Below are 26,590 nucleotides of genomic sequence, written 5' to 3'. Positions count from 1 at the left end.
TGACGGCCATAACGCACCGTGATGGCCGTCCATCCCCGACGATTTATACGAGGGGCGTGGCACGTTCGCCACGAGCATGACCGACGCCGACGGGGCGGCCACCCACTTCACCGACGCGGAGATCGCCGCCGTCATCGACCACTACGACGACCCCGACCACCCCGACGCGCTGTCGGTCGCCGAGGCCCGCTCGCGGCTCGAAACCCTCCAGACCACCCTCGAAGCCGACTGGTCGGCCCACCTCGATGCGGTCCGCCACGGCGACCTCAATGTCGTCCGCGATACCGGCGCCGTCGTCGTCTTTCGGGACGACGGTCGGACGGCGTGGAACCGCCTGCTCGACGACTGCGACTGGTACGACAGCGTCGACCGGACGATTCTCCGGGTCGTCCACCATCAGGCCGCCACCCGCCTGACCGACCGCGACTTCGAGGGGTCGGACCCGATAGTCGCCGCCAAACCCGACGACGCCGAGGCCGGCCAGCGTCTCGTCGAGGCCCTTATCAATCGCCTGCTCGATGCGGGTTTGCTCCCCAACGAGGCGTGGGCCTACTACGGTATCGAGGTTCGCGGCTACGACGGCCGCGAGTGGGCCGACCGCTGTGGCTACGAGGACCGCATCGCGGTCGCCGACGCGGTCGAGACCGCCCGCGACAAACTCGGAGAGTAGTTCGGGCCGCCGAATCCGAAACCGTCTTACTTGACTGACCGGTCAGTCAAGACGTGACTACCGGCGACGCTGAGGGCCTCCGAGCGCGACTCCGGAGCGGTGACCGGCAGTACACGGTCATCGCGACGGTCATCGCCAGTACCTTCTTCGTCGGCTTCGGCGGCGGCGTCATCTTCCCCATCCTGCCGAACCTCGGCAAGGTCCTCGGCATCTCGCCGTTCATGGTCGGCCTCATCCTCAGCGCCAACCGCTTTTCGCGACTCTTCGCCAACGCACCGGCCGGCATCGTCGTCGACCGGGTCGGCACCCGGACGCCCTTCGTCGTCGGACTGGCGATTCAGGGCGTCGGCACCGGCGGCTACATCGTCGCCATGTACTCCGGCCTCCCTGCGGCGTGGTTCCTCGCCGCCCGAATCGGCTGGGGGTTCGGCAGCGCCCTGGTCTTCGCGACGGCCTACACCATCGCCGCCGACCTCAGCGACAGCGATACGCGGGGAACGAACATGGGGCTCATCCGCGGCGGCGTCATCTTCGGCTTTCCGACCGGCCTCGTCGTCGGCGGCCTCGTGAGCGAACTCTACGGCACCGTCGCGGCCTTCGTCGTCGCCACCGCCTTCGCCCTCCTGGCCAGCGTCCTCGCCTACCTCGCCGTCCCCGAAACCCACGTCGAGGGCACTCCCCGACAGTCGGTCAAACCGTGGGACGTCGATACCTCGCTGCCCTCCGTCACCATCGGCCTCGTGAACTTCGCCGTCCTCTTCGCGTACATCGGCGTCCTCTTTGCGACGCTCGTGCTCTTCCTCGAGGAGAACGACATCGGCGTCTACGGACTGGACGCACAGGGCACCTCCGGGCTGTTCATGGCGGTTACGGTCATTGCCGCGGCCGTCTTCATGTTCCTCAGCGGCTACATCAGCGACCGCCGAGGCTCGCGGATGCCCGCGCTGTTGGCCTTCCTCTTTATCACCTTCGTCGGGCTGGTCCTCTTCGCGGTCGCCCAGTCCGTATCGTTGCTGACCGTCGCCTGCCTGCTCATCGGCGCCGGTCAGGGCGGCACGAGCGGCCCGCTGATGGCGCTCCTTGCCGACCTGACGCCCGAGGACCGGATGGGTCGGGCCGTCGGCACCAACAACGTCTTCGGCGACATCGGCGGCGGACTCGGCCCGATGGTCTCGCTGCCGCTCGTCGAGGCAGTGGGCTTCTGGCCGGTCTACATCGCGTGTGCGGTCCTCCCGCTGATAGCGGCCGTCGTCCTCCTTGTGGGCGTTCGCCGCGAGACCGGCGAGTTCCTGCCGCTGGTCGGCGAGAACGGAGCGGAGTCGACGGCCGGACGCACCTCGGGCGTCGACGACTAGCGCTGCAGTCTACGACCGGGATTCCCGCAAGAGAACGAGTACACAGCCGATTAGACAGCCGAGAGCGACAGCGTAGAGTCCCCGGTCGACGGCCGTCGGCGCGCCGAACCGAGCGGCGACGACGCGGACGACGAGGGCGGCAAGCGCCGCGACGAGGAGGGTGATAAGCTGGCGACGCGTTCGGGTCTCGAGTCGCATCTACGTATCGGCCGTCGTCGCAGTCCGGGCGTCGAAAAGCGCGTAGTAGGCGGTGATGGCCGTCAGCGCGATTGCACCGATTTCGAGGCCGTGGGCGCCGAGGTGGACCCATTCGGCGCCCCCGAAGCCGAGGCCCCCGATGAGGCCGCGCGTGCCGGCCGACAGCAGGGCCACGCCGGCGAGCGCGCCGACCCGCGACCAGCCGTCACGCGTGAGTGCGATGGCCGCGGCGACGACGACGAGCGCGAGCGCCACGATGAGTACCGATTCCGAGCCCGGATGTCCGGAGTGAAGCGGAAGCATGCGTATATCCCGACGTGGGCCGGTCCTGATACAACGTTTTCCCTTCGTGGCCGGGCGTGTGCCGCGGCACCGACTACCGTTCACCCGGGCGTCGATGGCCGGCACCAACGTTATGTACGTTTACTGTTCACACGACTCTATGACCGACGACCGACGGCGGAGTTTCTGGGCGTGGGGCTACGAGGACCGACTCCCCGACGACGAGGACAGACGGGAGATGAAGGAGCAACTCGAAGGACTGCTCGGGTTTCCGGAACTGCCGATGATGGAGTACCCGTCGCTGGCGGACGTCGACATTCCCGACCCCCGCCTCGACGTGCCCGACGAACTGGCCGCCTTCGCCACGACGGACCGCCGGGCGCGAGCCAGCAGAACCTACGGCAAGGGGTATCGTGACCTCGTTCGAGGGTTTCACGGCGACTTCTCGCCGGCGCCCGATATCGTCGCCACCCCCCGAAACGAGAGCGAGGTCGAGGACGCCATCGCGTGGGCGACCGCCGAGAACGTCGCGGTCGTCCCATTCGGCGGCGGCACCAGCGTCGTCGGCGGCGTCGAGTGCGGCGGCGACGGCTACGCCGGCGTGCTCTGTCTCGACATGCGGGAGATGAATTCCGTGCTGGAGGTCGACGAGCACTCCCGGAGCGCGCGGATTCAGGCCGGCGCGACGGGCCCCGAGATTCAGGCCCAACTCGCCGACCACGACCTCCAGTTGCGCCACTACCCCCAGTCCTACGAGTTCTCGACGTTCGGCGGGTGGGTCGCGACCCGCGCCGGCGGCCACTTCGCGACGCGGTATACGCACATCGACGATTTCGTCGAGTCGGTGCGCGCGGTCACGCCCGCCGGGGGCCTCGAAACCCGACGGCTACCAGCCTCCGGGGCCGGCCCCGACCCCAACCGCTTTTTACTCGGCAGCGAGGGCGCCTTCGGCGTCATCACCGAGGGCTGGACACGGGTCCAGCCCCGACCGCACCACCGTGCCCGCGCGACGATGTACTTCGACGACTACTGGGACGCCGTCGATGCGACCCGCGAAATCGTGCAGGCGCGGCTCTATCCCGCCAACTGCCGCCTGCTGGACAGCAACGAGGCCATGCTGAACGAACTGGCCTTCGACGGGAGCCACCTGCTCGTGTTGGGCTTCGAATCGACCGACCACCCCGTCGGCGACGACCTCGACCGCGCGATGGCGATTGCCGAAGAACACGGCGGCACCTGTCCGGAGGGCCCGACCGTCGAGGACCGCTCGAAGGGCGGGAAAGAACGCGACCGTGAGGATTCTTCGGAGGGGTCGTGGCGCGATGCCTTCTTCGAGGCGCCCTACCGGTTCAACGGCCTCGTCTCGATGGGCGTGCTGGTCGACACCTTCGAGACGGCCGTCACGTGGGAGCAGTTCCCCGACCTCCACGAGGCCCTCCAGGAGAACGTCGTCGGCGCGATGGAAGCCGAATGTGGCACCGGCTTCATGTCCTGTCGCTTCACCCACGTCTACGAGGACGGCCCCGCGCCCTACTACACCCTCATCGCGCCCGCCGAGGTCGGCGAGGAACTCGACCAGTGGCGGACCATCAAGCAAGCCGCCTCGGACACGCTGATGGAGTACGGCGCGACAATCACCCACCACCACGCCGTCGGCCGGGTTCATAAGGGCCACTACCACGAGGAAGTACCCGACGAGTATCTCGACGCCCTCCGGTCGATGAAGCGGACGCTGGACCCGGACGGCATCATGAACCCCGGTGCATTGTTGTAGCAGGGTGTGAACGGCCGACATCGACGGTCAAACGCCCGTTTGATGCTGAGATGGGTATTTATCGGAGTCGAACGACCCGCCTATTATGAAACGTCGCACGTTTCTCGCCGCGACTGCCGTCTCCCTCACGTCCGCGCTCGCCGGGTGCTCTCTCGGGACTAGCGTCGAGACGATATCGGTCACAGAGGCGACCGTCGAGCAGGGCGAGACGGCGACCATCTCCGTCGCGGCGCCGAACCTTTCGGGACTTCACATCGCCGAGTTCCCCGAGGCGTTCCGACGGGATGGGCCGCTGTCCCTCGGTGAGGCGAGTTTCGACCCGTCGCCGGACGTCGTCTGGCAGGCCCATCCGCCTCACTGGTCGTTTTCGGGACTGGATGTCGAAGGGACGGTACCGATTCGAACCAGTCCGGAAACACCACCGGACTCCTATCGCTTCGGCTTCGAGTTCGATATCGACGGTGAAGAAGATCCTCGCTACGAGGAGACGGCGGTGACGGTCAAAGGCGAGTCCTGAGGGACGACCGCGCTGTCACATCCCCTTGCCCTGCAACTCGCGAGCGATGACGTTCTTCTGAATCTCGGAGGTGCCCTCGTAGATTTGGGTGATTTTGGCGTCCCGATAGAGCCGTTCGGCGTCGAAGTCGTCGACGTATCCGGAACCGCCGTGAATCTGGACGCACTCGTTGGCGTTCCGGACGGCAATGCGAGAGGCGTACTCCTTGGCCATCGAGGCGAGCATGGTCAACTGCTCGTCCTTGTGGTCGACCGACCACGCCGATTTGTACGTCAACTGGCGTGCGGCTTCGGCCTCGGTGTGCATGTCGGCGAGTTTGTGCTGGATGGCCTGAAAGTCGCCGATGGGGCGGCCGAACTGTTCGCGTTCTTGGGCGTATTCGAGGGCGCGCTCGGCGGCGCCTTTGGCGATACCGACGCCCTGGGCGGCCACCTGCGTCCGGGTTTCGTCGAAGAACTGCATCTGCTGGAGGAAGCCGGCGCCGCGAGTGCCGACGAGGTTCTCCTCGGGGACGCGAACGTCGTCGAAGATGAGTTCGGCGGTGTCGGAGGCGCGAATGCCCATCTTCCCGGTGATTTTGTCGGCTTCGAAGCCGTCGCGGTCGGACTCGACGACGATCTGTGAGAAGCCGTTGTAGCGGCCCTCGGCGTCGGGGTCCGTCTTGCAGAGGACGACGAAGAAGTCACCGATGGAGCCGTTGGTGATCCACATCTTGTTGCCGTTGATGACCCACTCGTCCCCATCTTTCTCGGCGCGGGTAGAGATGGAGGCCACGTCGCTGCCGGCGTGGGGTTCGGAGATGGCCGACCCACAGATGGCATCACCCGCCGCGAGGTCCGGCAGCCAGCGTTCCTTCTGGTCGTCGCTGCCGAAGGCGATGATGGCCTCGCTGCCGAAGGCGGTGCCGAGGATGCTGCCACCGATGCCGGGGTCGGCGGCGTAGAGTTCCTCGACGACGAGGGCGACATCGAGCGTATCGTAGCCGGCACCGCCGTATTCGATGGGAATCTGGGCGCCCGTCAGTCCCATCTGGGCGCCCTTCTCGATGAGGTCGAGGGGCGCCTTCTCCTCGCGGTCGTACTCCGTGGCGACCGGACGAATCTCGTTTTCGGCGAAGCGGCGGACCTCCTCGCGAATCTGCTGCTGTTCGTCTGAGAGTTCGAAATCCATACCCTCCCATAGGGAGGATGGAGAATAAAATCCGGGGACGGTTCGGGTCCGGTTGCGGGCCTACTCCCACTCGCCGTCAACGATGTCGGGTTCGGCCTGATGGGCCATACTGACCTGAAAGTCCGGGAGGTGCAGCGCGAGGTCGGTGGTGGTGATGATGCCGATGGCGGCGCCGTCCTCGACGACGGGAAGCTTCTTGACGCCGTTGTGGCCCATCCGCTCGGCGGCCACCTGCAGGGTGTCGATTCGGCGAATCGTGACGACCGGGTCGGACATGATCTCGGAGACGGGTGTGTCGGGGTCCATCTCGTCAGCGACCGACGCGACGACGTCCGATTCGGTGACGATGCCGGTCAACTGCTCGTCGCCGACGACGAGCGAGCCGATGCCTTCCGCGGTCAGCACGCGGGCGGCCTCCGCGATGGTCGCGTCCGGGGCGATGGTCTCGACGGGCGAACTCATCAGGGTCTCCACGTTCGCGTCTCGTTCGGCCATAGATGCATATGTGTGCGAGTTCGCAAAAGCCTACGGCTTCCTTCAACGCCCGCGTCATACGGGCCGTTGTCGTCTTTTACCGACGACTGCCCGCTACATCGCGCTCGCCGGTACTCTGTCACACCAACCGTATCAGTCGTCGGCGTTCCACTCACCGTGACACGTCTCCGAACAGAAATGGGCGGTCCGGACGCTCCCGCCTTCGACCCACGTGATGACGCGGTGTGTCGTCTCGTTTACTATCGGGTCGTCACATACCTCACAACGCGGCGCGTCGTCCTCGGAGACGTCCTCTCCGAGGTCCGAAGTCGGGTCCACCATTTACTGATACACTTCGTTGGCACCCATATGAACGATTATGTTCCCGCAGGCGGTGCCAGCCACCGTCGACGCCCGCTTACTCCGGTCGCTCGTACTCGGGGTCGAACATCTGGGCGGACATCGGTGCCGGGTCGCCCTCGGTGAGGTTGTACTTCGAGAAGTCCTCGACGCCGCACTCACGCAGGAGTTCCTCGTCGTAGACGGCGTTGCCGGAGTAGGAGGCGGGGTCCCGCGAGAGGATTTCGAGGACGGTATCCGAGACGATTTCGGGGGTCCGCCAGTCGTCTTCGGTCCCCATCCCGAAGTACCGCGTCGCGCGGGTGTCGATGGCCGTGACGGGCCAGAAGGAATTACAGCCGACCTCGTGGCCGCTGAGTTCCGTATCCAGCGACAGCGTCAGGAAGGACATGCCCATCTTCGACCACGCGTAGGGTGCCTCGCCGGGCGCGCGGTCGACGTTCACGGGCGGGGCGTTCGTCAACAGCCACGCGTCGTCGACCTCCTTGAGGTGGTCGAGGAAGGCCCGCGAGACCAGATAGGTGCCGCGGACGTTGACGTCCGTCAGCAGGTCGAAGCGGTTGGCCGGCAGGTCCTCGACGTTGGCGATCTGGATGGCGCTGGCGTTGTTGATGACGATGTTGACCTCGCCGAAGTGGTCGATGGCCTCCTGTGCGGCGGCCTCGACGTTGTCCTCGTCGCGGACGTTCAACTGGATGGGCAGCGCCTCGACGCCCTTCTCCTCGCATTCGCGGGCGGTCTGTTCGATGGTTCCTTCGAGGTCCTTGTCCTCGCCGTAGTCGTCGTTCTCGCTGGTCTTGCCGGTCGAGACGATGTTACATCCCTGCTCGGCGAGGGAGAGGGCGATTGCTTTCCCGATGCCACGGGTCGTCCCCGTGATGAACGCGGTCTGTCCCGAGAGGTCGGGCTTGCTGAGCGTCATGTCCCCGTCATTCGAGGCGGTCCCCTTAAATCCGCACGCGTCACGGCAACGTTCATACGAAAACGACGACCGAGTAGTGGCGTTCGTGGTGCGTGACGGGACGTCCTCAGCGGTCCCGAGTGACCGACTCGCCGGGCGCCGTCGTCGCCCCGGCCGACAGCACGAGGCCCGGTGCGAGGCTGGTGTTGATGGCCGTCTTGGCGCCGGGGCCGGCGACGACGCCGTACTTCCGGCGGCCCGTCGAGACGCGGTCGCCCTTGACGGTCTGTTTCACGTCGGCCCCGTCGTGTCGGAGGTTCGCCACCTGCGTGCCCGCGCCGAGGTTGACGTCGGTTCCGAGCAGGCTGTCGCCGACGTAGGAGAGATGCGGGACGTTCGACCCGGCCATGACGACGGAGTTCTTGAGTTCGACGCCGTGGCCGATGTGGCAGTCCTCGCCGATAAGCGTCGCACCGCGGACGTAGGCGTTCGGCCCGACCTCGGCGCCCGCTCGGACCAGCGCCGGCCCCTCGATGACGACGCCGGGTTCGATGACCGCGCCCTCCTCGACGACCACGTCCCCACGGAGGTCGGCGTCGCCGCGGACCTCGCCGTCGACCCGCCGGTCGAGGTCGCCGAGTTTCCACTCGTTGGCCGCCAGCAGTTCCCACGGTCGGCCGACGTCGAGCCACCGCTTCAGCGTCACGGGCGCTACCTCGTATTCCTCGATGACGCGGGCCACGACGTCCGTAATCTCGTATTCGCCGCGCTCGCTTTTCTCGACGTCGAGCCACTCGCGAGCCGCCGCGGGGAACGCGTAGGCGCCGGCGTTGGCGAGGTTCGACGGCGGGTCCGACGGTTTCTCGACGACCTCCGTTATCCGGTCGCCCCCCTCGTCCGTCGAGAGGACGCCGTAGTTCCGCGGCTCGGCGACCTCGATGGCGCCGATAGCGGGTGCCGCCTCGAAGAGGGCGTCGACGCCCGCCGGGTCGTAGAGGTTGTCGCCGTTGAGGACGACGAAGGCCTCCTCGAGGTGGTCGCGGGCCGCCCGGACGGCGTGGGCGGTGCCGAGTTGTTCCTCTTGGACGGCAAAGGAGACGGGAACCCCGCGGTACTCGTCGCCGAAATACGAGCGGACGGCCTCTGCCTCGTAGCCGACGACGAAGACGAGTTCGGAGGCGCCGGCCTCGACGGCGGCGTCGGCCGTATGCGCACACAGCGGCCGGTCGGCGACCGGGAGCATCGGCTTGGGGACGGTTTCTGTCAGCGGGCGCATCCGGGTGCCTTCCCCCGCAGCGAGGACGACGGTTTGCATACCCGGCGTCTCGGGCGGCGCCATGAAAAGGGGCGTGGTCCGGCCGTCCGTCTCGGGCTTACTCCTCTTCTTCGAGCGCGTCTTCGGCGCCGAGGGCCGCCGGTTCGTCCTCGTCGGCCCGCTTGCGCACGTCGACGTGGTAGTCCCCGAGGATGTCGCGGCCGAGCAGGAGGGGGTAGTCCATGTGGCTGCGGTCCTCGATGCTGGCAGTAACGGTGTGCTGTTTGCCGCCGATACCGACGACGACGTCGACGACGGGCCGGGATTTGCCCTTCTTGACGCTACCGGACCTGATTTTCACGATGTCCTTGATGGGGCCGGTCCCGATATCGGCGGCGAGGCGGGCGTCGATGCTCGTCCGGGTCGCGCCAGTGTCGGATTTGGCGAGGACCGTCTTCTGACCCGTGGTGCCCATCGCGACGACTTCCTCGACGTAGCCGATAACGAGGGGTTCGCCCGCCTGTACCTTCTGCTTTTTCGGCATGCAGGCCGGCCGGGAATCATCGAGGTTCGCCGTGAGTTCGCGGACGCGTTCGTGGTCGACGTCCCCGCCCGCTCGCTCGATGGCGAGTGCGGCTATCTCCGGCGCCGGCGAGCGTCCGGTTGCCTTATAAAGGCCGCGGAAGCCGGCGGTGGGGTTGACCTCGAGGACGTAGTAGCCGTCCTCGCCCTGTACGATGTCGACGCCGGCGTAATCGAGGCCGACGACGTCGGAGGCGCGTTTGGCCATCGTGATGACCTCCTCGGGGAGGTCCTCGGTCGCGTCCTCGACGTCACCGCCCAAGGCGACGTTGGTCCGCCATTCGCCCTCCGCCGCATACCGGTTCATCGCCCCGACGACCCGCTCGCCGACCACGTAGATGCGGAGGTCGTGGTGGCGTTTCTCGTCGTGTTCGATAAGTTCCTGCAGGAACGCCTGCCGGGAACCGACCATGGGGTTGACGGGGTCGTCGGTGTCGAGTTTCCACGTCCCGCCGCCGTGGGTGCCGATGGCCGTCTTGTAGACGACCTCGTCGCCGAAGCGGTCGCGGTTGGCGTTGAGCGTGTCGGACGAAAGCGCCATGAACGCGTCGGGAACCGGGACGCCGGCCTCGGCGAGTGCCGTGCCGCTGGCGAACTTGTGGATGGCCGTCATCGTCGATGTCGGCGTGTTCAGCATGGGACGCATCCGGTCGAGCATCGTCGCCAGACCGAGCGCCTCCGCGGGCTGTTCTTCCTTCGAGAGCAACAGGCGATTGACGACGATGTCGACGTCCGGTTCGAGGGTCACGTCGCCGTCCTCGATGCCGATGGACGCGTTCTCCGCGCGGAGCCACTCGGTGTCGAAACCGAGCGCGTCGGCGGCGTTGAGGATGGCCTTCGATTCCTTGGAACTGTGAAGACTCAACACGCCGACAGTAATATCTGAAGACATACTCGTTATCGGAGCGGTTTGCCCAAAACGCTACCGGAGGGCGTGTTCACAGATACCAGAACGCCGGTCGGAACCGCGGGCCACGAACCGGCCGGGTCGTCCTCGTGGGGCAGGGCCTTATGTACCCATCCCCTCTCTCCCCCGTATGAGCGAGGCGTTCACCTACGACGGCGGGTCGGTCGCTCCCGGCGAGACGGCCAACATCCGCTACACGGTCAGCGAGACGTACCTCGGTGACCCGGTCCGGGTGCCGGTCACCATCGTCAACGGCGACCGCGACGGACCGACCGTATTCCTCTCGGCGGCCGCACACGGCGACGAGTTGAACGGCATCGAAATCGTCCGGGAGGTCGCCCACGAGTGGGACCACGGGAAACTGGCCGGCACGCTCGTCTGTCTGCCCGTCCTCAACGTTCCGGCCTTCATCGCACAGGAGCGGTACCTCCCCATCTACGACCGGGACCTCAATCGCTCGTTCCCGGGCAACGACTCGGGGACGAGCGCGAAACGCATCGCCGACCGTCTCTTCCGGAACTTCATCGAACCCTGCGACTTCGGCCTCGATTTCCACACCTCGACGCGCGGCCGGACGAACATGCTCCACGTCCGGGGTGATACGGACGACGCCGACGTCGCCCGCATCGCGCACGCCTTCGGTTCGAACGTCATCATCTCCAGCGAGGGCCCCAGCGGCACCCTCCGTCGCGAGGCAAGCGAGGCGGGCACGCCGACGATAACCATCGAACTCGGCGAGGCCCACCGCTTCCAGCGCGCGCTCATCGACAAGGCCCTCGAGGGCGTGCTGTCGGTGATGGCCGAGTTCGAGATGCGGCAGAACGAACCGGTCAAATGGCCCGGCTGGCGGGTCGTCATCAACGGCTCCGAGGAGAAGACGTGGCTCCGCGCGGACGCCGGCGGCCTCGTCGAGATGCACCACGACCGCGGGTCGCTCGTCGAGGCCGGCGACCGCGTCTGCACCATCACGAACCCCTTCAAGACTGACACGACCGTCGTGAAGGCCCCCTTCACCGGCCTGCTGGTCGGCGTTCTCGAGAACCCGCTCGTCTACCCCGGCAACCCGCTGTGTCATCTCGTCGCCCTCGACGAGGTGACGTTGCGGGCCCTCCGGGGCGACCAGACCACAAGGCGGTCTTGAACTCGAGACGGCCATCAATTATGGCTTTCCTCCGACGCGGCTTCTTTTAAGTCCCCCCGCCGTCTATCCGCGCCGCTCCGCCGTCGATAGCCGGTGATAACTGCCGCATACGGCCTGTGATACGTTCGCAGATAGTTACTACTATACCGGCGGGGTACTCACTCTCCCGTGCATGAGTCAATCGTACGACCGAGGTCTGATAGAGGACTTCGGGCGGTGGCAGGAGTTCTCCGCCGGCATGTGGGCTTGGGTTTTCCACAAGTTCACCGGCTGGGTGCTCATCGGCTACCTGTTTACGCACATCGCCGTTCTGAGCACCGCCACGGTGGATGCCGGAACGTACACGACGACGCTTCAGAGCCTCGAGAGCTTCCTCGTCGTGCGCGTTCTGGAGGTCGGCCTCCTCGCCGTCGCCGTCTTCCATATCCTGAACGGCGTCCGCCTGCTCTTCGTCGACCTCGGTGTGGGTCTTGAGGCACAGGACAAGGCGTTCTACGCCGCATTAATCGTCTCGGCGGCCATCACGGTCGCGAGTATCCCCACCTTCCTCGGAGGTCTCTAAGATGGCGGAACACTACTCCTCGTTCGAACCGAAAGGCACGCGCTGGCTGCTGCAGCGGATTACGGCCGCGTTCCTCGTGGCCGTGCTGGCGTATCACTTCCTAATGCTGCACTTCGTCAACCACGCAGCCGAAATCACCTTCGCCGGCACGCAAGCCCGGATGAGTCAGGTCGGCTACTTCCTGACGATGGTGCTGTTCCTCATCGCGGGCACGTTCCACGGCGTCAACGGCGTCTACAACGCCCTCGTCAATCAGGGTCTCGACGGGACCCCGAAAACCGCCGTCAAGTGGCTGCTCGTCGTCGCGAGTCTCGTGCTCATCGCACAGGGCTTCCGCGTCGCCGCGGCCATGACAAACCTCGTCTAATCATGAGTACGCAAGTTACCGAAGGAGAAGCCGAGACGGAACCGGAGACGGAAAGCACCCATCAGGAGCGCCGGATGGCAGAAAAGCGCGAACGTGCCGACATGCGCGAACGCGCGGAATCCGACCTCGACGACACCGAGGAGACGGTGAAGATCAAGGTCTTCCGCTACGACCCCGAGGTCGAGGGCAAGAAGGACCCCCGGTTCGACACCTTCCGCGTCCCCTTCACGAAGGGGATGACGGTGCTGGACGCGCTCATCTACGCCCGGGACCACTTCGACTCCAGTCTCACCTTCCGACACTCCTGTCGTCAGGCCATCTGTGGCTCCGACGCGCTCTTCATCAACGGCTCCCAGCGCCTCGGCTGTAAGACCCAGATGTCCGAACTCGAGTGGCCCGTTCGCATCGAACCGCTCCCGCACGCCGAGGTCGTCAAGGACCTCGTCGTCGACATGGAGCACTTCTACGACCAGATGGAGGCCGTCGAACCCTACTTCCAGACCAACGACCTCCCCGCGGCCGACGAAGAACAGCGGCAGTCCCGCGAGAACCGCGAGAAGGTTAAGATGTCGACGCGCTGTATCTGGTGTAGCGCGTGTATGTCCTCCTGCAACATCGCCGCGGGCGACAACGAGTATCTCGGCCCCGCAGCCATCAACAAGGCCTACCGCTTCGCGATGGACAAGCGGGAAGGCGAGGACATGAAGGAACACCGCCTCAACATCATCGAGCAGGAACACGGCGTCTGGCGGTGCCAGACCCAGTTCTCCTGTACCGAGGTCTGCCCGAAGGACATCCCCCTGACCGAGCACATCCAGGAACTCAAGCGCGAGGCGGTCAAGAGCAACCTCAAGTTCTGGTAACCGTACGCTAAAGGCTTTCAAATACTAATCACAAACAATGACGATACACGAACACGACGTGATCGTGGTCGGCGCTGGCGGTGCCGGTCTTCGTGCGGCCATCGCGGCCCACGAGGAAGGCGCCGACGTCGCCATGGTCACCAAACTGCATCCGGTCCGTTCCCACACCGGCGCCGCGGAAGGCGGCATCAACGCCGCCCTCCGCGACGGCGACGACTGGGAACTCCACGCGTACGACACGATGAAGGGGTCCGACTATCTCGGTGACGCCCCCGCCATCGAAACGCTCGCCCAGGACGCCCCCGACGAGGTCATCCAGCTCGAACACTGGGGGATGCCCTTCTCGCGAGAGGACGACGGCCGCGTCTCCCAGCGACCGTTCGGCGGCCTCTCCTTCCCGCGAACCACCTACGCCGGCGCCGAAACCGGCCACCACCTGCTCCACACCATGTACGAGCAGGTCGTCAAACGGGGCATTCAGGTCTACGACGAGTACTACGTCTCCGAACTCGCCGTCACCGACCACGACGACCCGGCCGACCGGGAGTGTCACGGCGTCGTGGCCTACGACATCAAGAGCGGCGATATCACCGGCTTCCGCGCGACGAACGGCGTCGTCCTCGCCACCGGTGGCGACGGGCAGGTCTTCGACCACACGACCAACGCCGTCGCCAACACCGGCGACGGGGCCGCGATGGCCTACCGCGCCGGCGTCCCGCTGGAGGACATGGAGTTCGTCCAGTTCCACCCCACCACGCTGCCGAGTACGGGCGTTCTCATCTCCGAGGGTGTCCGCGGTGAGGGTGGCATCCTCTACAACAGCGAGGGCGAGCGGTTCATGTTCGAGTACGGCTACGCGAACAACGCCGGCGAACTCGCCTCGCGTGACGTCGTCGCCCGCGCCGAACTGACCGAGGTCAACGAGGGCCGCGGCATCAACGACGAGTACGTCTACCTCGACATGCGCCACCTCGGCGACGAGCGCATCCACGACCGACTGGAGAACATCATCCACCTCGCGGAGGACTTCGAGGGCGTCAACCCCGTCGAGGAGCCGATGCCCGTCAAGCCCGGCCAGCACTACCACATGGGCGGCATCGAGACCAACGAGCACGGCCAGACCTGCATCGATGGCCTCTATGCAGCCGGCGAGTGTGCCTGTGCGTCGGTCCACGGCTCGAACCGCCTCGGCGGCAACGCGCTGCCGGAACTCATCGTCTTCGGCGCCCGCGCCGGCCGCCACGCCGCCGGCACGGACCTCGGCGAGGCTGAGGTCCCGACCGGACCCTCCGCCAAGAGCGAGGATGAGGACAGCCTCGATACGCCCGTCGAACCCGGCGCCGTCGACGCGGGCGACGAGGACGTCGTCGCCGACGGCGCGATGGTCGACGCCGACGGCATCGTCGAAGCCGCCGTCGAGGCCGAACGCCGCCGCGTCGAGAACCTCCTCGAACGCGAGGGCACGAACCACGCCGAGATTCGCGAGGACCTCCAGAAGGCGATGACCGAGAACGTCAACGTCTTCCGCAACAAGGATAGCCTCAAGGACGCACTGGAGGTGATTCGCGAGTGCCGCGAACGCTACCAGCACGTCGCGGTGTCGGACCCCTCCCGGACGTTCAACACCGACCTCATCCACACCATCGAGACGCGCAACCTCATCGACATCGCCGAGACCATCACCCTCGGCGCCCTCGCCCGCGACGAGTTCCGTGGCGCCCACTGGCGGCAGGAACATCAGGAGCGGAAGGACGACGAGTGGCTCAAGCACACGATGATCGCCTGGGAGGACGGCACCCCCGACCTCTACTACAAGCCCGTCATCCTCGAAGGCGAAGAGAAGGAATACGAACCGAAGGTCCGCTCGTACTGACGACCCGTCGCGTTCTTTTCTGCTTTCGTCGCCACCACCGTCGACCAGCCGTTTATATACCAGCACGCGGCCAGACGGCGTGTGCTCTGAGCGACCGTCGGCCATCCGCCGAGGCGGGAGCGCGGGACCCGGATGGCCGTCGAGCGGCCCGCCTGCTCGCCACGCATAAGCCCCCCCAGTCCCTACGCCGGGGTATGAGTGACTGGCAGGACATGCTCGTCGGCGACCGGATGGCCGTCGACAACGAGTTTACCCGTCGCGTCGAACAGTCCCAGTTCTCCCGACAGGAGTGGGGACTTATCATGACGGCGACCACCTTCGACATCAGGAACCCCGGCGACGAGGACGCCGCACAGCTCGTCGCCGACACCTCCGAACTCCCGACGGTCATGCCCGAGTTGGAGAACGTCGCCAACATGGGGCCGATGGGAATGCCAGCCGAGGACGACGGCGGCTCCGGCGGCCTCCTCGATTCGCTGCTCGGCTCGCTCGGCCTCAGTCGCAACGGGACCGACACCGATGACGGTACCGACGAGGAGAAACTCCAAGCCGCCGAGCGACTGGTCACCGCCTACGCACAGCAACTGCAGGCACACCTCGAAGAGAGCGGTCGCTGGGACGAGGTGCGAACCGCTGCCGCCGAAGCGAAGGAAGAGTAGGGCCGTTACAGCCGGTCGACGATGGCCGCGGTGATGTCCTCGGTCGAGGCTGACCCACCGAGGTCCGGTGTTCGTGGGCCGTCAGCGAGGACGCCCTCGACCGCGCCGCGAACGTCAGCTGCTTCCTCGTCGTAGCCGAGATGCTCCAGTAGCATCGCGCCCGACAGAATCGTCGCCGCGGGGTTGGCGACACCCTCTCCGGCGATGTCCGGTGCCGAGCCGTGAACTGGCTCGAACAGCGCGTTGTCCTCGCCGACGTTGGCACTCGGCAGGAGGCCGAGACCGCCGACGAGGCCCGCCGCGAGGTCCGAGAGCATGTCGCCCGCGAGATTCGGACAGATGACGACGCCGTACTCCTCCGGTGTCAGGAGGAGATGCATCGCCAGCGCGTCCATCAGCGCCTCCTCGTAGTCGGCACCGCGCTCCTCGGCGACGGCCGCGACCGCATCGAGGAACTGGCCGTCGGTAGTGCGCATCACGTTGGCCTTGTGGGCGACCGTCACGTCGTCGTAGCCGTTCTCTGCGGCGTATTCGAAGCCGTAATCGGCGATTCGACGGGAGGCGTCCTCGGTGACGACCCGAGTCAGCGTCGTCACGCCCTCGTCGATTTCCGACTCGATGCCCTTGTAGACGCCCTCGGTGTTCTCCCGGACGAACACGATGTCCGTCTCGGGCCGGAGCGCGTCGACGCCCGGGTAGGCGCGGGCCGGCCGGATGTTGGCGAAGGAGTCGACCGCCTGCCGAAGCGGCAGGATGACGTCGGCGGCCGTCTCGCCGGCGGCGCCGAACAGCGTCGCGTCGGCTTCGGTCGCCAGTCGTCGCGTTTCCTCCGGCAGCGCCTCGCCGGTCTCCTCCTTGACGTGGTCGCCGGCCTGGGCCTTGACGAACTCGAAGTCAGCGACGGCTTCGAGTACCTCGACGGCTGCAGGGACGACTTCCTGGCCGATACCGTCGCCGGGGACGACCAGTACCGTCTCAGTCATCGGCGTGTCCCTTCCGCGCTTCGGGCTCGTCGATGTACGGCAGCGACGCGGCGGTGTCGGCGATGGCCTCGGTGTTGGACTTCATCAGCGCCGTCGTGTCCCAGATGCCGTCGACAAGCGCCTTCCGCTGGGCGTCGTCGACGTCGACTTCGACGACACGGTCGTCGTAGGAGACCGTCTCGGCCTCGACGTCGATCTCGATTTCGCTGTCAGGGTACTTCTCGACGTAGTCCTGCAGTTCGCGGATGGTCTCGGTGTCGGCCGTGACGGTCGGCACACCCAGCGCGAGACAGTTGCCCGCGAAGATTTCCGCGAAAGACTCGCCGATGATTGCGTCGATGCCCCAGCGGACCAGCGCCTGCGGGGCGTGCTCTCGGGAGGAGCCACAGCCGAAGTTGGAGTTGACGACCAGGACGTTGGCGTCCTGATACTGCTCCTCGTTGAACGGGTGGTCCTTCTCGTTGTCCTCGTCGTCGAACCGCTGGTCGAAGAAGGCGAACTCCCCGAGGCCGTCGAAGGTGACGACCTTCATGAAGCGCGCCGGGATGATCTGGTCGGTGTCGATGTCGTTCCCACGGACCGGAATCCCGGTCCCTTCGACGTGTTCGACGCTCGGAATCTCGGTTTCGTCGGCCATTATGCCTCTACCTCCGCCTTCGGCAGTTCACGCACGTCTGTCACTTCGCCGGTGACCGCTGCGGCGGCGACCATCTCGGGGCTCATCAGGACGGTCCGGCCGTCCTTCGAGCCCTGTCGGCCGACGAAGTTCCGGTTCGACGAGGAGGCACACGCCTCGTCGCCGACCAGTTGGTCGTCGTTCATGCCGAGACACATCGAACAGCCGGCCTCACGCCAGTCGAAGCCGGCCTCCTTGAACACCTCGTCGAGACCCTCCGCCTCGGCGGCAGCCTTGACGCGCTGGCTGCCGGGGACGACCATCGCGCGGACGGAGTCGTGGACCTCGCGGTCCTTGACGATCTCCGCCGCGGCTCGGAGGTCGGGCAGTCGAGCGTTCGTACACGAGCCCAGGAAGGCGACGTCGATGTTGTAGCCCTCCATCGTGTCGCCGGGTTCGACGCGCATGTGTTCCTGTGCGCGACGGGCGGTGTCCTGCTTGTCCTCGCGGAGGTCCTCGGGTGCGGGAATCTCTTCGGTGATGCCGATACCCTGACCGGGGGTGGTTCCCCACGTGACCACGGGTTCGATTTCGGAGCCGTCGATTGTGACGATGTCGTCGTATTCGGCGTCGTCGGATTTGATGGACTCCCAGTAGGGCTTCAGTTCCTCGAAGCGCTCGGGGTCCTCGGCAAATTCGTCCGTCTGCTTGAGCCACTCGTAGGTGGTCTCGTCGGGGTTGACGTAACCCGCACGAGCGCCGCCTTCGATGGACATATTACAGATGGACATCCGGCCTTCCATGCCGAGGTTCTCGATAGCCTCGCCGGCGTACTCGTAGACGTAGCCGACGCCGCCCTCGGTGCCAAGGCGGCGAATGATGGTCAGGATGATGTCCTTGGCGGTGACGCCTTCACCGAGTTCGCCGGTGACCTCGATTTTGCGAACCTTCTTCTTCTCCATCGCAACCGTCTGGGTCGCCAGCACGTCCCGAATCTGGGAGGTGCCGATACCGAACGCCAGGGCGCCGAACGCGCCGTGGGTGGAGGTGTGGCTGTCACCGCAGACGATGGTCTTGCCCGGCTGGGTGATGCCCTGCTCCGGCCCGATGACGTGGACGATGCCCTGGTTGCCCGTCGTCGGGTCGTCCAGTTCGATGCCGGCCTCGCGGACGTTCTCCTCGAGTTCCGCCATCATCTCCTCGGCGGCGTCGTTGTCCAGCGGCCGCGACTGGTCGGCGGTCGGGACGATGTGGTCGACCGTCGCGTGGGTCAAATCGGGGCGAGCGACTTCGATGTCACGTTCCCGAAGCATCCCGAAGGCCTGCGGGCTCGTGACCTCATGGATGAGATGGAGGCCGACGAACAGTTGGTCCTGACCGTTCGGCAGGGTCGTCACCTTGTGTCGGTCCCAGACCTTGTCGTAGAGCGTTCCCTCGCTCATCGGTCTGCTCCGCGGTCGTAGGCGCGTTGTGCGCCGTCGTTCTCGCCCGGCGGCGTGTGGCGTACGTCGCTCAGCGTCTCCGCTTCGGGGGCGCTGTCGGCCTCACCGCCGTCGGCGGCGATGGTTCGGCCGCGGCTATACGTCTGTGTGTCGCCGAACACCCGCCCCGTATAGGGATTGGTGTGGCTCATCTCGCCCAGTGTGTTCTCTGTCATGTCCTCGGTGTCGTCGGTCGTCATCTATTCGTCTCCCCACGCGAACAGCGCGCGCAGGTCCTCGCCCACGTCCTCGATGTCGTGGTTCTTCTCGGCCTCTCGGAGCTGTTTGTAGCTCGGGCGGCCCGCCTGATTCTCGTTGATCCACTCGCGGGCGAAGGTGCCGTTCTGGACCTCTTCGAGGACCTCCTCCATCTGCTCGCGGGCGTGTTCGTCGACCACGCGGTCACCGCGGGTCAGCCCGCCGTATTCGGCGGTATCGGAGACGGAGTCCCACATCTCGCTGTTGCCGCCCTCGTACATGAGGTCGACAATCAGTTTCAGTTCGTTCAGGCACTCGAAGTAGGCCATCTCGCGGGAGTAGCCGGCCTCGACGAGCGTCTCGTAGCCCTGCTTGACCAGCGAGGTGACGCCGCCACAGAGGACGGCCTGCTCGCCGAAGAGGTCGGTCTCGGTCTCCTCGCGGAACGTCGTCTCGACGACGCCCGCGCGGGTGCAGCCGATGTCCTTCGCGTACGCGAGGCTGACGTCGTGGGCCTCGCCGTTGGCGTCCTGATAGACCGCCAGCAGGCCGGGCGTGCCCTCGTCGTTCTCGTAGTTCCGGCGGACGAGGTGGCCGGGCGATTTCGGCGCGACCATCGTGACGTTGACGTCTTCGCTCGGCTCGATCTGTCCGTAGTGGATGTTGAACCCGTGGGCGAACTGGAGCGTGTCGCCCGGTTCGAGGACCGGCGCAATCTCCTCGTAGACGGCCGGCTGGACGGTGTCGGGGACCAGCACGCTCACGAGGTCGGCCTGCTCGGCGGCGTTGCGGGGCGTCGCCACGTCGAGACCGTCGGATTCGGCGGCGTCTCGCGAGGACGAATCCTCGCGCAGGCCGACGACCACGTCGACCCCCGAATCGTCGAGGTTCTGGGCGTGGGCGTGGCCCTGACTGCCGTAGCCGAGGACGGCTACGGTCTTGTCGTCGAGTGCGGTGCTGTCTGCGTCGTCGTCGTAGTAGATAGTAGCGTCAGTCATGTATGGGTCTCGTCTACGCGTGCGGTTTCCTTCTCGCCACGTGCCAGCGCCGCCTGTCCAGTCCGGGCGATTTCCCGGATGCCGAACTGCTCGTAGGCGTCGATGGCGTCGTCGATCTTGCTCTCGTCGCCGGTAATCTGGACCGTGACGGTCCGCGGACCGGCGTCCAGCGTCTGGCCGTCGTACATCTCCGTGATGGCCTGTACCTTGTCCGGCTCGTCGCCGTTGACCTTCAGGATGACCAACTCGCGGGCCACCGGGTCGTTGTCCAACTCGCGGACGTGAACGACCGGTAGCACCTTCTGGAGCTGTTTCTTCGCCTGCTCGATGCCCGGTTCGGGCTCCTCGATGACGAGGGTGATACGGGAGTAGCCCTCGTTCTGCGTGGGCCCGACCGTCAGCGATTCGATGTTGAACTGCCGTCGGTGGAACAGGCCGGATACCCGCGCCAGCACGCCGGGTTCGTCCGCGACGTACGCGGAGATGATGGTCCGTCGGGGCTCGTGTTCCGCCTCGACCTCGGGGTCGACGCGGATGCCCTGAGAGTTCCGGCGGCCGACCGGCCGCTTTCGCTCCTCGGGTTCGGGGCCCTCCAGGCCCTGTCGGTAGTCCTCGTCGCGTCGGCTCATAGCTGGTCCTCCGCGAGAGCGAACAGGCCGTTGTCGCCGCCGCTCGGCACCATCGGGTAGACGTTCTCTCCGGGGTCGATGTGTGCGTCGACGACGCTCGGGCCGTCGTACGCGAGGGCTTCCTCGACGACCTCGTCGACCTCCTCGTAGGTGTCGATGCGGAAGCCGCGGGCGCCGAAGGCCTCAGCGAGGGTGTCGAAGTCCGGCACCCACGGGTACTCCGAGGCCATGTGGCGCTCGCCGAAGAAGGCGTCCTGCCACTGTCGGACCATACCGATGGCGGCGTTGTTCAGCACGACGATAGTGATATCGAGGTCCTCGCGGACGGCGACCGAGAGGCCCTGACACGTCATCAGGAAGGAGCCGTCGCCGTCGAAGCAGACGACCTCCTGGTCGGGCGCCGCGATCTTCGCGCCGATGGCGGAGGGGACGCCGTAGCCCATCGCGCCGAGGCCGTGGGAGGAGACCCACGTGCGCGGTTCCTTGTAGGTCCAGTACTGGCAGGCCCACATCTGGTGTTGACCGACGCCGGTCGTGACGATGGCGTCGTCGGCCGTCTCCTCGTCGAACCGCTCGACGACGTACTGCGGCTTGACGGGTTCGTCCTCGGGCGCCGAGTAGTCCATCGGGTACTCGTCTTTCCACGTCTGGACCTGCTCGCGCCAACTGTCGGCCTCCGGCGCGTGCGGCATCGCCGTCGACAGCTGTTTGACGACGGCCTTCGCGTCGCCGAGCAGCGGATAGTCAGCCTCGATGTTCTTCGAGATTTCCGCGGGGTCGATGTCGACGTGAATGATCTCGGCGTCGGGAGCGAAGGTCTCGACGCCGCCGGTCAGGCGGTCGTCGAAGCGCGTCCCGATAGCCAGCATGCAGTCGGTCAGCGTGATGGCCATGTTGGCGTAGCCGGTGCCGTGCATGCCGGCCATCTCGAGGGACAGTTCGTGGTCCTCGGGGAAGGCGCCGATGCCGGGCATCGTCGTGATGACCGGAATCTCGTGTTCGGTGGCGAACTCCCGGAGGACCTCGCTGGCCTCTGCCTTGATGACGCCGCCGCCCGCCAGAATGACGGGTTTGTCGGCCTGGGCCAGCACGTCGGCGGCCTCGGCGACGGCCTCTGGCTCGGCCGTCTCCGGCGGGTTGTACGTACTCGGCGTTTCGGGTTCGCCGGGGTCCTCGGTGGCGTTGCCCTTCGTGACGTCCTTCGGCAGGTCGACGAGCGTCGGGCCCTGCCGGCCGCGCTTCGCGAGCGCGAAGGCGGTGCCGACGTCGGTGCCGACCGCCTCGGAGTCGTCGGCGAAGAAGTTGGCCTTCGTGATTGGGGTGGTGACGCCGACGGTGTCGGTCTCCTGGAAGGCGTCGCTGCCGACGAAATCCGTCGACACTTGGCCCGTCAGCGCGATGACGGGGTCCGAGTCCATGTTGGAGTCGGCCAGTCCCGTCACGAGGTTGGTCGCGCCCGGCCCGGAGGTGGCCATACAGACGCCCGGCTCGCCGGAGACGATGCCGTATGCGTCGGCTGCGTGGGCCGCGCCCTGTTCGTGGGCCATCGTGACGTGTGTCATCTCCGAGTCGTACAGGGCGTCGTAAACCGGCATGATTGCGCCGCCCTGCACGCCGAAGAGGTGCTCGACGCCTGCGTTCTCGAGCGCGCGCACGACCGCATCCGCGCCCGTCTCGATGTCTTTGGCTCCCGCTTCGGCGTCCGGTTCCGTCTCGGACTCCGAGGGGACCTGGGCCGGTTCGCCGCTCATGGCGAATCACCCATCGTGCGATACCGTCGATTGGAGTGCTGTGTGTACATGGTCCTGTGAGTGTGGTCGTCTGAAACCGATGCGAACCGCGGTGGAGAGAAAGTAGGTGTAGGGGCTAGGCCCCTACAATAATCGCGACGCTGGCGAGAAGCGCTCGACGCGCGCCAACAGTCGCGGGTCTCATCACTACCTTGGTAGTGGCGTCGACCGTAATAATGGTTCCGCGTTCCGCGAGCCTTGCCGCTCGCGTTCACCCGCCGCTGTGACGGGGAGCGAACTGCCGCGACGGACATCCCTATACGCGGACCTCCTCGCGTTTGATGCCCACGTCGCGGGCGAACTCCTTGAGCCGCTCGAAGGTGACCTGCTCCTTCTGTGCGCCCTGTTCCTTGACGCGGCGGGTCACCTCCCGTACCTCGGCGTCGGTCGGTTCGAAGCCGGCGTCCTCCAGTCGCTCGCGGACGGAGTGTTTGCCGGTGTGTTTGCCGAGTACCAACTCTCGGGTCGCGCCGACCATCTCGGGGGTCATCACGCCGGGTTCGAAGGTGTCGGCGTTCTCGATGACGCCGGCGGCGTGGATGCCCGACTCGTGGGAGAAGGCGTTGTCGCCCACGATGGGCTTGTTCGCCGGAATCGGGATGTCGCTTTTCTCCTCGACGATGCGGGCCAGTTCCGTGATTCGCTCGGTCTTGATGCCCGTATCGACGTCGTAGAGCGACTCCAGCGACATGACGACCTCCTCGTAGGCCGCGTTGCCGGCCCGTTCGCCGATGCCGTTGACCGAGACCTGCGCCTGTGCGGCGCCGGCCTCGAAGCCCGACAGCGCGTTGGCCGACGCCAACCCGAAGTCGTCGTGGGTGTGGACGTCGACGTGGGCGTCGGTGTGTGCCACGACGTTCTCGACCATGTCGTAGAACCGTCGTGGCGTCGCGACACCGCAGGTGTCGGGGATATTTATCCAGTCCGTCCCGGCGTCGGAGACGGCCTCGATGACGTCGATCAAGAACTGTTCGTCCGTTCGTGTCGCGTCCATCGGCGAGTACATGCAGGTCACGCCGGCGTCCTTGACGCGCTCGACGGCCTCGACGGACCGCTCCAGCGCCTCCTGCCGGGTCGCGTGCATCGAATCCTGCAGTTGGACGTCGCTGGTGGACGCGAAGACGTGCACCATCTCGACGCCGGAATCGATGGCGGCGTCGATGTCCTTCTCTACGACGCGGGCGAGCCCGCAGACCGTAGTGGACGTCGCGTCGGCGATGTCCGATACCGCTTCGAACTCCGCCTCGGAGTTCACGGGGAATCCGGCCTCGATGACGTGCGTGCCCATGTCATCGAGGATGGCGGCTATCTCTCGTTTGTCCTCGTAGTCGAACGAGGTTCGCGGGGACTGTTCGCCGTCGCGCAGGGTCGTGTCGAAAATCCGGGCCTCACTTATCTCTGAGGTACTATCTAGCGTGCCCTGGAAGAACTCGATCCGCCGACGAAGTCGACGTATCCTCGTGCTGTGTCATAGCAACCGATTGGAAGTCCGGCCACCTATTTAAAACTGTCCTTGAGACAGATGTTGCACGGGGATTGATATACAGCGGATGGCGGCCGCCTCACAAAACCGCAAGACGTAGCGGCCTAGTACGTCCTAAAATGGCCTCCTACAATTGGGTATGTGACGGCGTCGAACCGGCGTTTAAATAATCGTGTACGTGTTATTTTCTACCTCTGAGTTTAGAATCGAGTAGTTTTCCACCTCGCGCGCGGTCCGGAAGTTGACGAACATCCAGTCAGTTGGTTGCGGCGCATCGCGCCAAGCCATGTCGCGGCGCGCTTGGACGCGGCGGTAGCGGCCGCCGGAGCGCGTACGTTTAACAGGGCCCGGCGACTCTCCGCGCGTATGCTCCGAAGCTTCGACGGCGTCGAACCCGACGTCCACGAGGACGCCTACGTCGACCCGGCGGCAGTCGTCATCGGGGACGTGACCATCGAGAAGGACGCCAGCGTCTGGCCGAACGTCACCCTGCGCGGCGACCACGGTCCCATCGTCCTCCGGGAGGGCTCGAACGTCCAGGACAACGCCGTCCTCCACGAGGGCGCCGAAATCGGCCCCTACGCGACGGTCGGCCACACCGCCATCGTCCACAACGCCGAGGTCGGCGAGCGCGCGCTGGTCGGAATGAGCGCGACCGTACTGGACCGCACCGTCGTCGGCGAGAAGGCGATGGTCGGCGCCAACAGCCTCGTCACCGAGGACTCCGAAATCGAGCCGAACACGCTCTATGCCGGCAACCCCGCCGAGAAACTCAAGGAGGTCGAAGACTCGCCGTGGGCCTACGCCGGCGACCGGTACGTCGAACTCTCGCGGGAGCACATGGAGAACTCCGAACTCCTCGAATAAGCCTCACTCGCGGTCGGCGTTACGAGTCACTTATTTGCCCCCGGCGCCCGCCTCGCCGACATGGCGTACGTCGCGGCTATCGACCAGGGGACGACGGGCACCCGGAGCATGGTCTTCGACCGCGAGGGCCGCGTCCACGGGCAGGCCTACGAGACCCACGAGCAGTTCTATCCGGAACCGGGGTGGGTCGAACACGACCCCGAGGAGATATACGACAACGCCGTCTCGACGCTCCGTTCGGCCATCGATTCGGCCGGCATCGACGCCACCGATATCGCCGCCCTCGGCGTGGCGAACCAGCGGGAGACGACCGTTCTCTGGGACGCCGAAACGGGTGAACCGGTCCACGACGCCATCGTCTGGCAGGACCGCCGGACGACCGAGCGCGTCGAACGCCTCGAACGGGAGGGCCGGGCGGCCGCCATCCGCCGGAAGACCGGCCTCCAACCGGACGCCTACTTCTCGGCGACGAAACTGGAGTGGCTGCTGGACAACGCCGACCCCATCGCGCCGGACCGGGGCCGCGGCGCCGACGTCCGCGAGCGGGCCGAAGCCGGGGATCTGTGTTTCGGAACCATCGACTCGTGGCTGGTCTGGAACCTCACCGGCCAGCACGTTACCGACGTGACCAATGCTTCCCGAACCCTGCTTTTCGACATCCACGAGATGGCGTGGGACGAGGACCTGCTGGCGGAATTCGACGTGCCCGAGGCCGTCCTGCCCGAAGTTCGGCCCTCCAGCGACGCCGATATCTACGGCTGCACCGACAAGGAAGTCTTCGGCGCGGAGATCCCCGTCGCGGCCGCGCTCGGCGACCAGCAGGCCGCCCTCTTCGGACAGACCTGTTTCGACGCCGGCGACGCCAAGAACACCTACGGCACCGGCTCCTTCCTCCTTTTAAATACTGGCGCGGAGGCTGTCGATTCGGACCACGGCCTCCTGACGACCGTTGCCTTCCAGCGCTCCGGCGAGCCCGTCCAGTACGCCCTGGAAGGCTCCATCTTCGTCACCGGCGCCGCTATCGGCTGGCTCGAAGACGTCGACCTCATCGACGACCCCGCCGATACCGAACGGCTCGCCCGCGAGGTCGATTCGACCGACGGCGTCTACTTCGTGCCCGCCTTCGCCGGCCTCGGGGCGCCACACTGGGACCAGCGCGCACGCGGGACGATGGTCGGCCTCACTCGCGGGACCGAACGCGCCCACATCGTCCGGGCGACCCTGGAGGCCATCGCCTACCAGACCCGGGACGTGGTCGAGGCGATGGTCGAGGACAGCGGCCTCGAACTCACCGACCTCCGCGTCGACGGCGGCGCCGTCAAGAACAACTTCCTCTGTGGCCTGCAGGCCGACATCCTCGAAAGCGACATCGTCCGACCGGTCGTCGACGAGACGACCGCGCTCGGGGCGGCCTACGCTGCCGGCCTCGCGGTCGACTACTGGGAGAGCGTCGACGAACTCCGCGAGAACTGGCGTATCGACCGGGAATTCGCGCCGGATTCCGCCGCGGACATCGACCGGCGCTACGAACGCTGGAGCGAGGCCGTCGAGCGCGCGAAAGGCTGGGCGCGGGAGTGAACCGTCACGGCCGTCGGCCGGGACTCGCCCTCCCCATTTATGGGCCCTGTGGTGGAT

The 26,590-nt window shown here is 66.2% G+C and carries 28 protein-coding genes; 12 read left to right on the top strand and 16 right to left on the bottom strand.

Features of this window, described 5'->3' with window-relative positions; all coding sequences use genetic code 11:
- The first annotated feature begins 76 nt into the window (after positions 1–76).
- Complete coding sequence (locus tag U5914_RS00860) at positions 77–670, top strand: hypothetical protein (RefSeq protein ID WP_336133482.1); 594 nt, start codon at positions 77–79, stop codon at positions 668–670.
- Between the two features lie 53 nt (positions 671–723).
- On the top strand, positions 724–2,025 hold the full coding sequence (locus U5914_RS00855) for an MFS transporter (protein ID WP_336133480.1): 1,302 nt from the start codon (positions 724–726) through the stop codon (positions 2,023–2,025).
- Between the two features lie 9 nt (positions 2,026–2,034).
- On the opposite strand, the gene U5914_RS00850 is transcribed toward U5914_RS00855, so the two are convergent.
- Complete coding sequence (locus tag U5914_RS00850; protein ID WP_336133478.1) at positions 2,035–2,223, bottom strand: hypothetical protein; 189 nt, start codon at positions 2,221–2,223, stop codon at positions 2,035–2,037.
- A complete protein-coding gene (locus U5914_RS00845; protein WP_336133476.1) occupies positions 2,224–2,526 on the bottom strand; it encodes a hypothetical protein in 303 nt (100 codons plus the stop codon).
- A gap of 139 nt (positions 2,527–2,665) precedes the next feature.
- Here U5914_RS00845 and U5914_RS00840 point away from each other — a divergent pair, with 139 nt between their 5' ends.
- Together U5914_RS00840 and U5914_RS00835 are read left to right on the top strand one after the other, a co-directional pair.
- Positions 2,666–4,279, top strand: coding sequence for an FAD-binding oxidoreductase (locus U5914_RS00840; protein ID WP_336133474.1), 1,614 nt, complete (start codon positions 2,666–2,668; stop codon positions 4,277–4,279).
- An 85-nt stretch (positions 4,280–4,364) separates the two neighbouring features.
- Positions 4,365–4,796 carry a hypothetical protein gene (locus U5914_RS00835; RefSeq protein ID WP_336133472.1) on the top strand — a complete coding sequence of 144 codons (432 nt, stop codon included), beginning with the start codon at positions 4,365–4,367 and terminating at the stop codon, positions 4,794–4,796.
- Between the two features lie 15 nt (positions 4,797–4,811).
- On the opposite strand, the gene U5914_RS00830 is transcribed toward U5914_RS00835, so the two are convergent.
- From U5914_RS00830 to U5914_RS00805, 6 genes are all read right to left on the bottom strand, one after another.
- Positions 4,812–5,966, bottom strand: a complete 1,155-nt coding sequence (locus U5914_RS00830; protein ID WP_336133471.1) for an acyl-CoA dehydrogenase family protein — start codon at positions 5,964–5,966, stop codon at positions 4,812–4,814.
- Positions 5,967–6,026: 60 nt separating this feature from the next.
- Positions 6,027–6,461, bottom strand: coding sequence for a CBS domain-containing protein (locus tag U5914_RS00825; protein WP_336133470.1), 435 nt, complete (start codon positions 6,459–6,461; stop codon positions 6,027–6,029).
- Positions 6,462–6,593: 132 nt separating this feature from the next.
- Positions 6,594–6,782 (bottom strand): DUF7576 family protein, encoded by a 189-nt coding sequence (locus tag U5914_RS00820; RefSeq protein WP_336133468.1) that lies wholly within the window; start codon positions 6,780–6,782, stop codon positions 6,594–6,596.
- Between the two features lie 76 nt (positions 6,783–6,858).
- Positions 6,859–7,722, bottom strand: a complete 864-nt coding sequence (locus U5914_RS00815; protein ID WP_336133466.1) for an SDR family oxidoreductase — start codon at positions 7,720–7,722, stop codon at positions 6,859–6,861.
- A 106-nt stretch (positions 7,723–7,828) separates the two neighbouring features.
- On the bottom strand, positions 7,829–9,016 hold the full coding sequence (glmU, locus tag U5914_RS00810) for a bifunctional sugar-1-phosphate nucleotidylyltransferase/acetyltransferase (RefSeq protein WP_336133464.1): 1,188 nt from the start codon (positions 9,014–9,016) through the stop codon (positions 7,829–7,831).
- A gap of 58 nt (positions 9,017–9,074) precedes the next feature.
- A complete protein-coding gene (locus U5914_RS00805) occupies positions 9,075–10,430 on the bottom strand; it encodes a RimK family alpha-L-glutamate ligase (RefSeq protein WP_336133463.1) in 1,356 nt (451 codons plus the stop codon).
- A 145-nt stretch (positions 10,431–10,575) separates the two neighbouring features.
- On the opposite strand from U5914_RS00805, the gene U5914_RS00800 reads away from it, so the two are divergent.
- The 6 genes from U5914_RS00800 to U5914_RS00775 all read left to right on the top strand — a co-directional run bounded on the left by U5914_RS00800 (position 10,576) and on the right by U5914_RS00775 (position 15,910).
- Positions 10,576–11,586, top strand: a complete 1,011-nt coding sequence (locus U5914_RS00800) for a succinylglutamate desuccinylase/aspartoacylase family protein (RefSeq protein ID WP_336133462.1) — start codon at positions 10,576–10,578, stop codon at positions 11,584–11,586.
- Between the two features lie 172 nt (positions 11,587–11,758).
- Positions 11,759–12,148, top strand: a complete 390-nt coding sequence (sdhC, locus tag U5914_RS00795) for a succinate dehydrogenase, cytochrome b556 subunit (protein WP_336133460.1) — start codon at positions 11,759–11,761, stop codon at positions 12,146–12,148.
- Between the two features lies 1 nt (position 12,149).
- A complete protein-coding gene (locus tag U5914_RS00790; protein ID WP_336133459.1) occupies positions 12,150–12,515 on the top strand; it encodes a succinate dehydrogenase hydrophobic membrane anchor subunit in 366 nt (121 codons plus the stop codon).
- Between the two features lie 2 nt (positions 12,516–12,517).
- Positions 12,518–13,378 carry a succinate dehydrogenase/fumarate reductase iron-sulfur subunit gene (locus tag U5914_RS00785; RefSeq protein WP_336133457.1) on the top strand — a complete coding sequence of 287 codons (861 nt, stop codon included), beginning with the start codon at positions 12,518–12,520 and terminating at the stop codon, positions 13,376–13,378.
- A gap of 43 nt (positions 13,379–13,421) precedes the next feature.
- Positions 13,422–15,251, top strand: coding sequence for an FAD-binding protein (locus tag U5914_RS00780; protein WP_336134059.1), 1,830 nt, complete (start codon positions 13,422–13,424; stop codon positions 15,249–15,251).
- 194 nt (positions 15,252–15,445) lie between these two features.
- Positions 15,446–15,910, top strand: a complete 465-nt coding sequence (locus U5914_RS00775) for a DUF5799 family protein (RefSeq protein ID WP_336133455.1) — start codon at positions 15,446–15,448, stop codon at positions 15,908–15,910.
- Positions 15,911–15,915: 5 nt separating this feature from the next.
- Here the strand turns inward: U5914_RS00775 and U5914_RS00770 are convergent, their stop codons facing one another.
- The 8 genes from U5914_RS00770 to U5914_RS00735 all read right to left on the bottom strand — a co-directional run bounded on the left by U5914_RS00770 (position 15,916) and on the right by U5914_RS00735 (position 24,061).
- Entirely contained in the window at positions 15,916–16,893 is a 978-nt protein-coding gene (locus U5914_RS00770) for an isocitrate/isopropylmalate family dehydrogenase (RefSeq protein ID WP_336133454.1), read from the bottom strand.
- Positions 16,886–17,530: a 3-isopropylmalate dehydratase small subunit gene (leuD, locus tag U5914_RS00765; protein ID WP_336133453.1), complete on the bottom strand. Its 645-nt coding sequence runs from the start codon at positions 17,528–17,530 to the stop codon at positions 16,886–16,888. Before leuD ends, U5914_RS00770 begins: the two co-directional genes overlap by 8 nt.
- Positions 17,530–18,951: a 3-isopropylmalate dehydratase large subunit gene (leuC, locus tag U5914_RS00760; protein ID WP_336133451.1), complete on the bottom strand. Its 1,422-nt coding sequence runs from the start codon at positions 18,949–18,951 to the stop codon at positions 17,530–17,532. The genes leuD and leuC overlap by 1 nt, the downstream gene beginning before the upstream one ends.
- Entirely contained in the window at positions 18,948–19,190 is a 243-nt protein-coding gene (locus U5914_RS00755; RefSeq protein ID WP_336133449.1) for a DUF7989 family protein, read from the bottom strand. The genes leuC and U5914_RS00755 overlap by 4 nt, the downstream gene beginning before the upstream one ends.
- Entirely contained in the window at positions 19,191–20,186 is a 996-nt protein-coding gene (gene ilvC, locus U5914_RS00750) for a ketol-acid reductoisomerase (RefSeq protein ID WP_336133448.1), read from the bottom strand. It abuts the gene before it with no gap.
- Complete coding sequence (ilvN, locus tag U5914_RS00745) at positions 20,183–20,815, bottom strand: acetolactate synthase small subunit (RefSeq protein ID WP_336133445.1); 633 nt, start codon at positions 20,813–20,815, stop codon at positions 20,183–20,185. Before ilvN ends, ilvC begins: the two co-directional genes overlap by 4 nt.
- A complete protein-coding gene (gene ilvB, locus U5914_RS00740; RefSeq protein WP_336133444.1) occupies positions 20,812–22,566 on the bottom strand; it encodes a biosynthetic-type acetolactate synthase large subunit in 1,755 nt (584 codons plus the stop codon). The genes ilvN and ilvB overlap by 4 nt, the downstream gene beginning before the upstream one ends.
- 295 nt (positions 22,567–22,861) lie before the next feature.
- Positions 22,862–24,061, bottom strand: coding sequence for a LeuA family protein (locus U5914_RS00735; protein WP_336134058.1), 1,200 nt, complete (start codon positions 24,059–24,061; stop codon positions 22,862–22,864).
- Positions 24,062–24,454: 393 nt separating this feature from the next.
- Between U5914_RS00735 and U5914_RS00730 the strand changes: the two genes are divergently transcribed.
- Together U5914_RS00730 and glpK are read left to right on the top strand one after the other, a co-directional pair.
- Positions 24,455–24,955 (top strand): gamma carbonic anhydrase family protein, encoded by a 501-nt coding sequence (locus U5914_RS00730; protein ID WP_336133443.1) that lies wholly within the window; start codon positions 24,455–24,457, stop codon positions 24,953–24,955.
- Positions 24,956–25,015: 60 nt separating this feature from the next.
- Positions 25,016–26,533 carry a glycerol kinase GlpK gene (gene glpK, locus U5914_RS00725; protein WP_336133441.1) on the top strand — a complete coding sequence of 506 codons (1,518 nt, stop codon included), beginning with the start codon at positions 25,016–25,018 and terminating at the stop codon, positions 26,531–26,533.
- Positions 26,534–26,590: the final 57 nt, after the last annotated feature.

This window comes from Natronomonas amylolytica, from assembly GCF_037031205.1.
GTDB lineage: Archaea > Halobacteriota > Halobacteria > Halobacteriales > Haloarculaceae > Natronomonas > Natronomonas amylolytica.
This window is presented reverse-complemented; position numbering and strand designations above follow the sequence as displayed.

Bases quoted from the DNA above. Each gene is read 5' to 3' on its own strand.
- U5914_RS00860 (WP_336133482.1), top strand. From the start codon at position 77: ATGACCGACGCCGACGGGGCGGCCACCCACTTCACCGACGCGGAGATC.
- U5914_RS00730 (WP_336133443.1), top strand. From the start codon at position 24,455: ATGCTCCGAAGCTTCGACGGCGTCGAACCCGACGTCCACGAGGACGCC.
- glmU (WP_336133464.1), bottom strand. From the start codon at position 9,016: ATGCAAACCGTCGTCCTCGCTGCGGGGGAAGGCACCCGGATGCGCCCG.
- U5914_RS00840 (WP_336133474.1), top strand. From the start codon at position 2,666: ATGACCGACGACCGACGGCGGAGTTTCTGGGCGTGGGGCTACGAGGAC.
- ilvN (WP_336133445.1), bottom strand. From the start codon at position 20,815: ATGAGCCGACGCGACGAGGACTACCGACAGGGCCTGGAGGGCCCCGAA.
- U5914_RS00825 (WP_336133470.1), bottom strand. From the start codon at position 6,461: ATGGCCGAACGAGACGCGAACGTGGAGACCCTGATGAGTTCGCCCGTC.
- leuD (WP_336133453.1), bottom strand. From the start codon at position 17,530: ATGGCCGACGAAACCGAGATTCCGAGCGTCGAACACGTCGAAGGGACC.
- U5914_RS00785 (WP_336133457.1), top strand. From the start codon at position 12,518: ATGAGTACGCAAGTTACCGAAGGAGAAGCCGAGACGGAACCGGAGACG.
- U5914_RS00850 (WP_336133478.1), bottom strand. From the start codon at position 2,223: ATGCGACTCGAGACCCGAACGCGTCGCCAGCTTATCACCCTCCTCGTC.
- U5914_RS00800 (WP_336133462.1), top strand. From the start codon at position 10,576: ATGAGCGAGGCGTTCACCTACGACGGCGGGTCGGTCGCTCCCGGCGAG.
- U5914_RS00830 (WP_336133471.1), bottom strand. From the start codon at position 5,966: ATGGATTTCGAACTCTCAGACGAACAGCAGCAGATTCGCGAGGAGGTC.
- U5914_RS00770 (WP_336133454.1), bottom strand. From the start codon at position 16,893: ATGACTGAGACGGTACTGGTCGTCCCCGGCGACGGTATCGGCCAGGAA.
- U5914_RS00805 (WP_336133463.1), bottom strand. From the start codon at position 10,430: ATGTCTTCAGATATTACTGTCGGCGTGTTGAGTCTTCACAGTTCCAAG.
- ilvC (WP_336133448.1), bottom strand. From the start codon at position 20,186: ATGACTGACGCTACTATCTACTACGACGACGACGCAGACAGCACCGCA.
- U5914_RS00755 (WP_336133449.1), bottom strand. From the start codon at position 19,190: ATGACGACCGACGACACCGAGGACATGACAGAGAACACACTGGGCGAG.
- U5914_RS00845 (WP_336133476.1), bottom strand. From the start codon at position 2,526: ATGCTTCCGCTTCACTCCGGACATCCGGGCTCGGAATCGGTACTCATC.
- ilvB (WP_336133444.1), bottom strand. From the start codon at position 22,566: ATGAGCGGCGAACCGGCCCAGGTCCCCTCGGAGTCCGAGACGGAACCG.
- U5914_RS00775 (WP_336133455.1), top strand. From the start codon at position 15,446: ATGAGTGACTGGCAGGACATGCTCGTCGGCGACCGGATGGCCGTCGAC.
- U5914_RS00790 (WP_336133459.1), top strand. From the start codon at position 12,150: ATGGCGGAACACTACTCCTCGTTCGAACCGAAAGGCACGCGCTGGCTG.
- sdhC (WP_336133460.1), top strand. From the start codon at position 11,759: ATGAGTCAATCGTACGACCGAGGTCTGATAGAGGACTTCGGGCGGTGG.
- glpK (WP_336133441.1), top strand. From the start codon at position 25,016: ATGGCGTACGTCGCGGCTATCGACCAGGGGACGACGGGCACCCGGAGC.
- U5914_RS00835 (WP_336133472.1), top strand. From the start codon at position 4,365: ATGAAACGTCGCACGTTTCTCGCCGCGACTGCCGTCTCCCTCACGTCC.
- leuC (WP_336133451.1), bottom strand. From the start codon at position 18,951: ATGAGCGAGGGAACGCTCTACGACAAGGTCTGGGACCGACACAAGGTG.
- U5914_RS00815 (WP_336133466.1), bottom strand. From the start codon at position 7,722: ATGACGCTCAGCAAGCCCGACCTCTCGGGACAGACCGCGTTCATCACG.
- U5914_RS00820 (WP_336133468.1), bottom strand. From the start codon at position 6,782: ATGGTGGACCCGACTTCGGACCTCGGAGAGGACGTCTCCGAGGACGAC.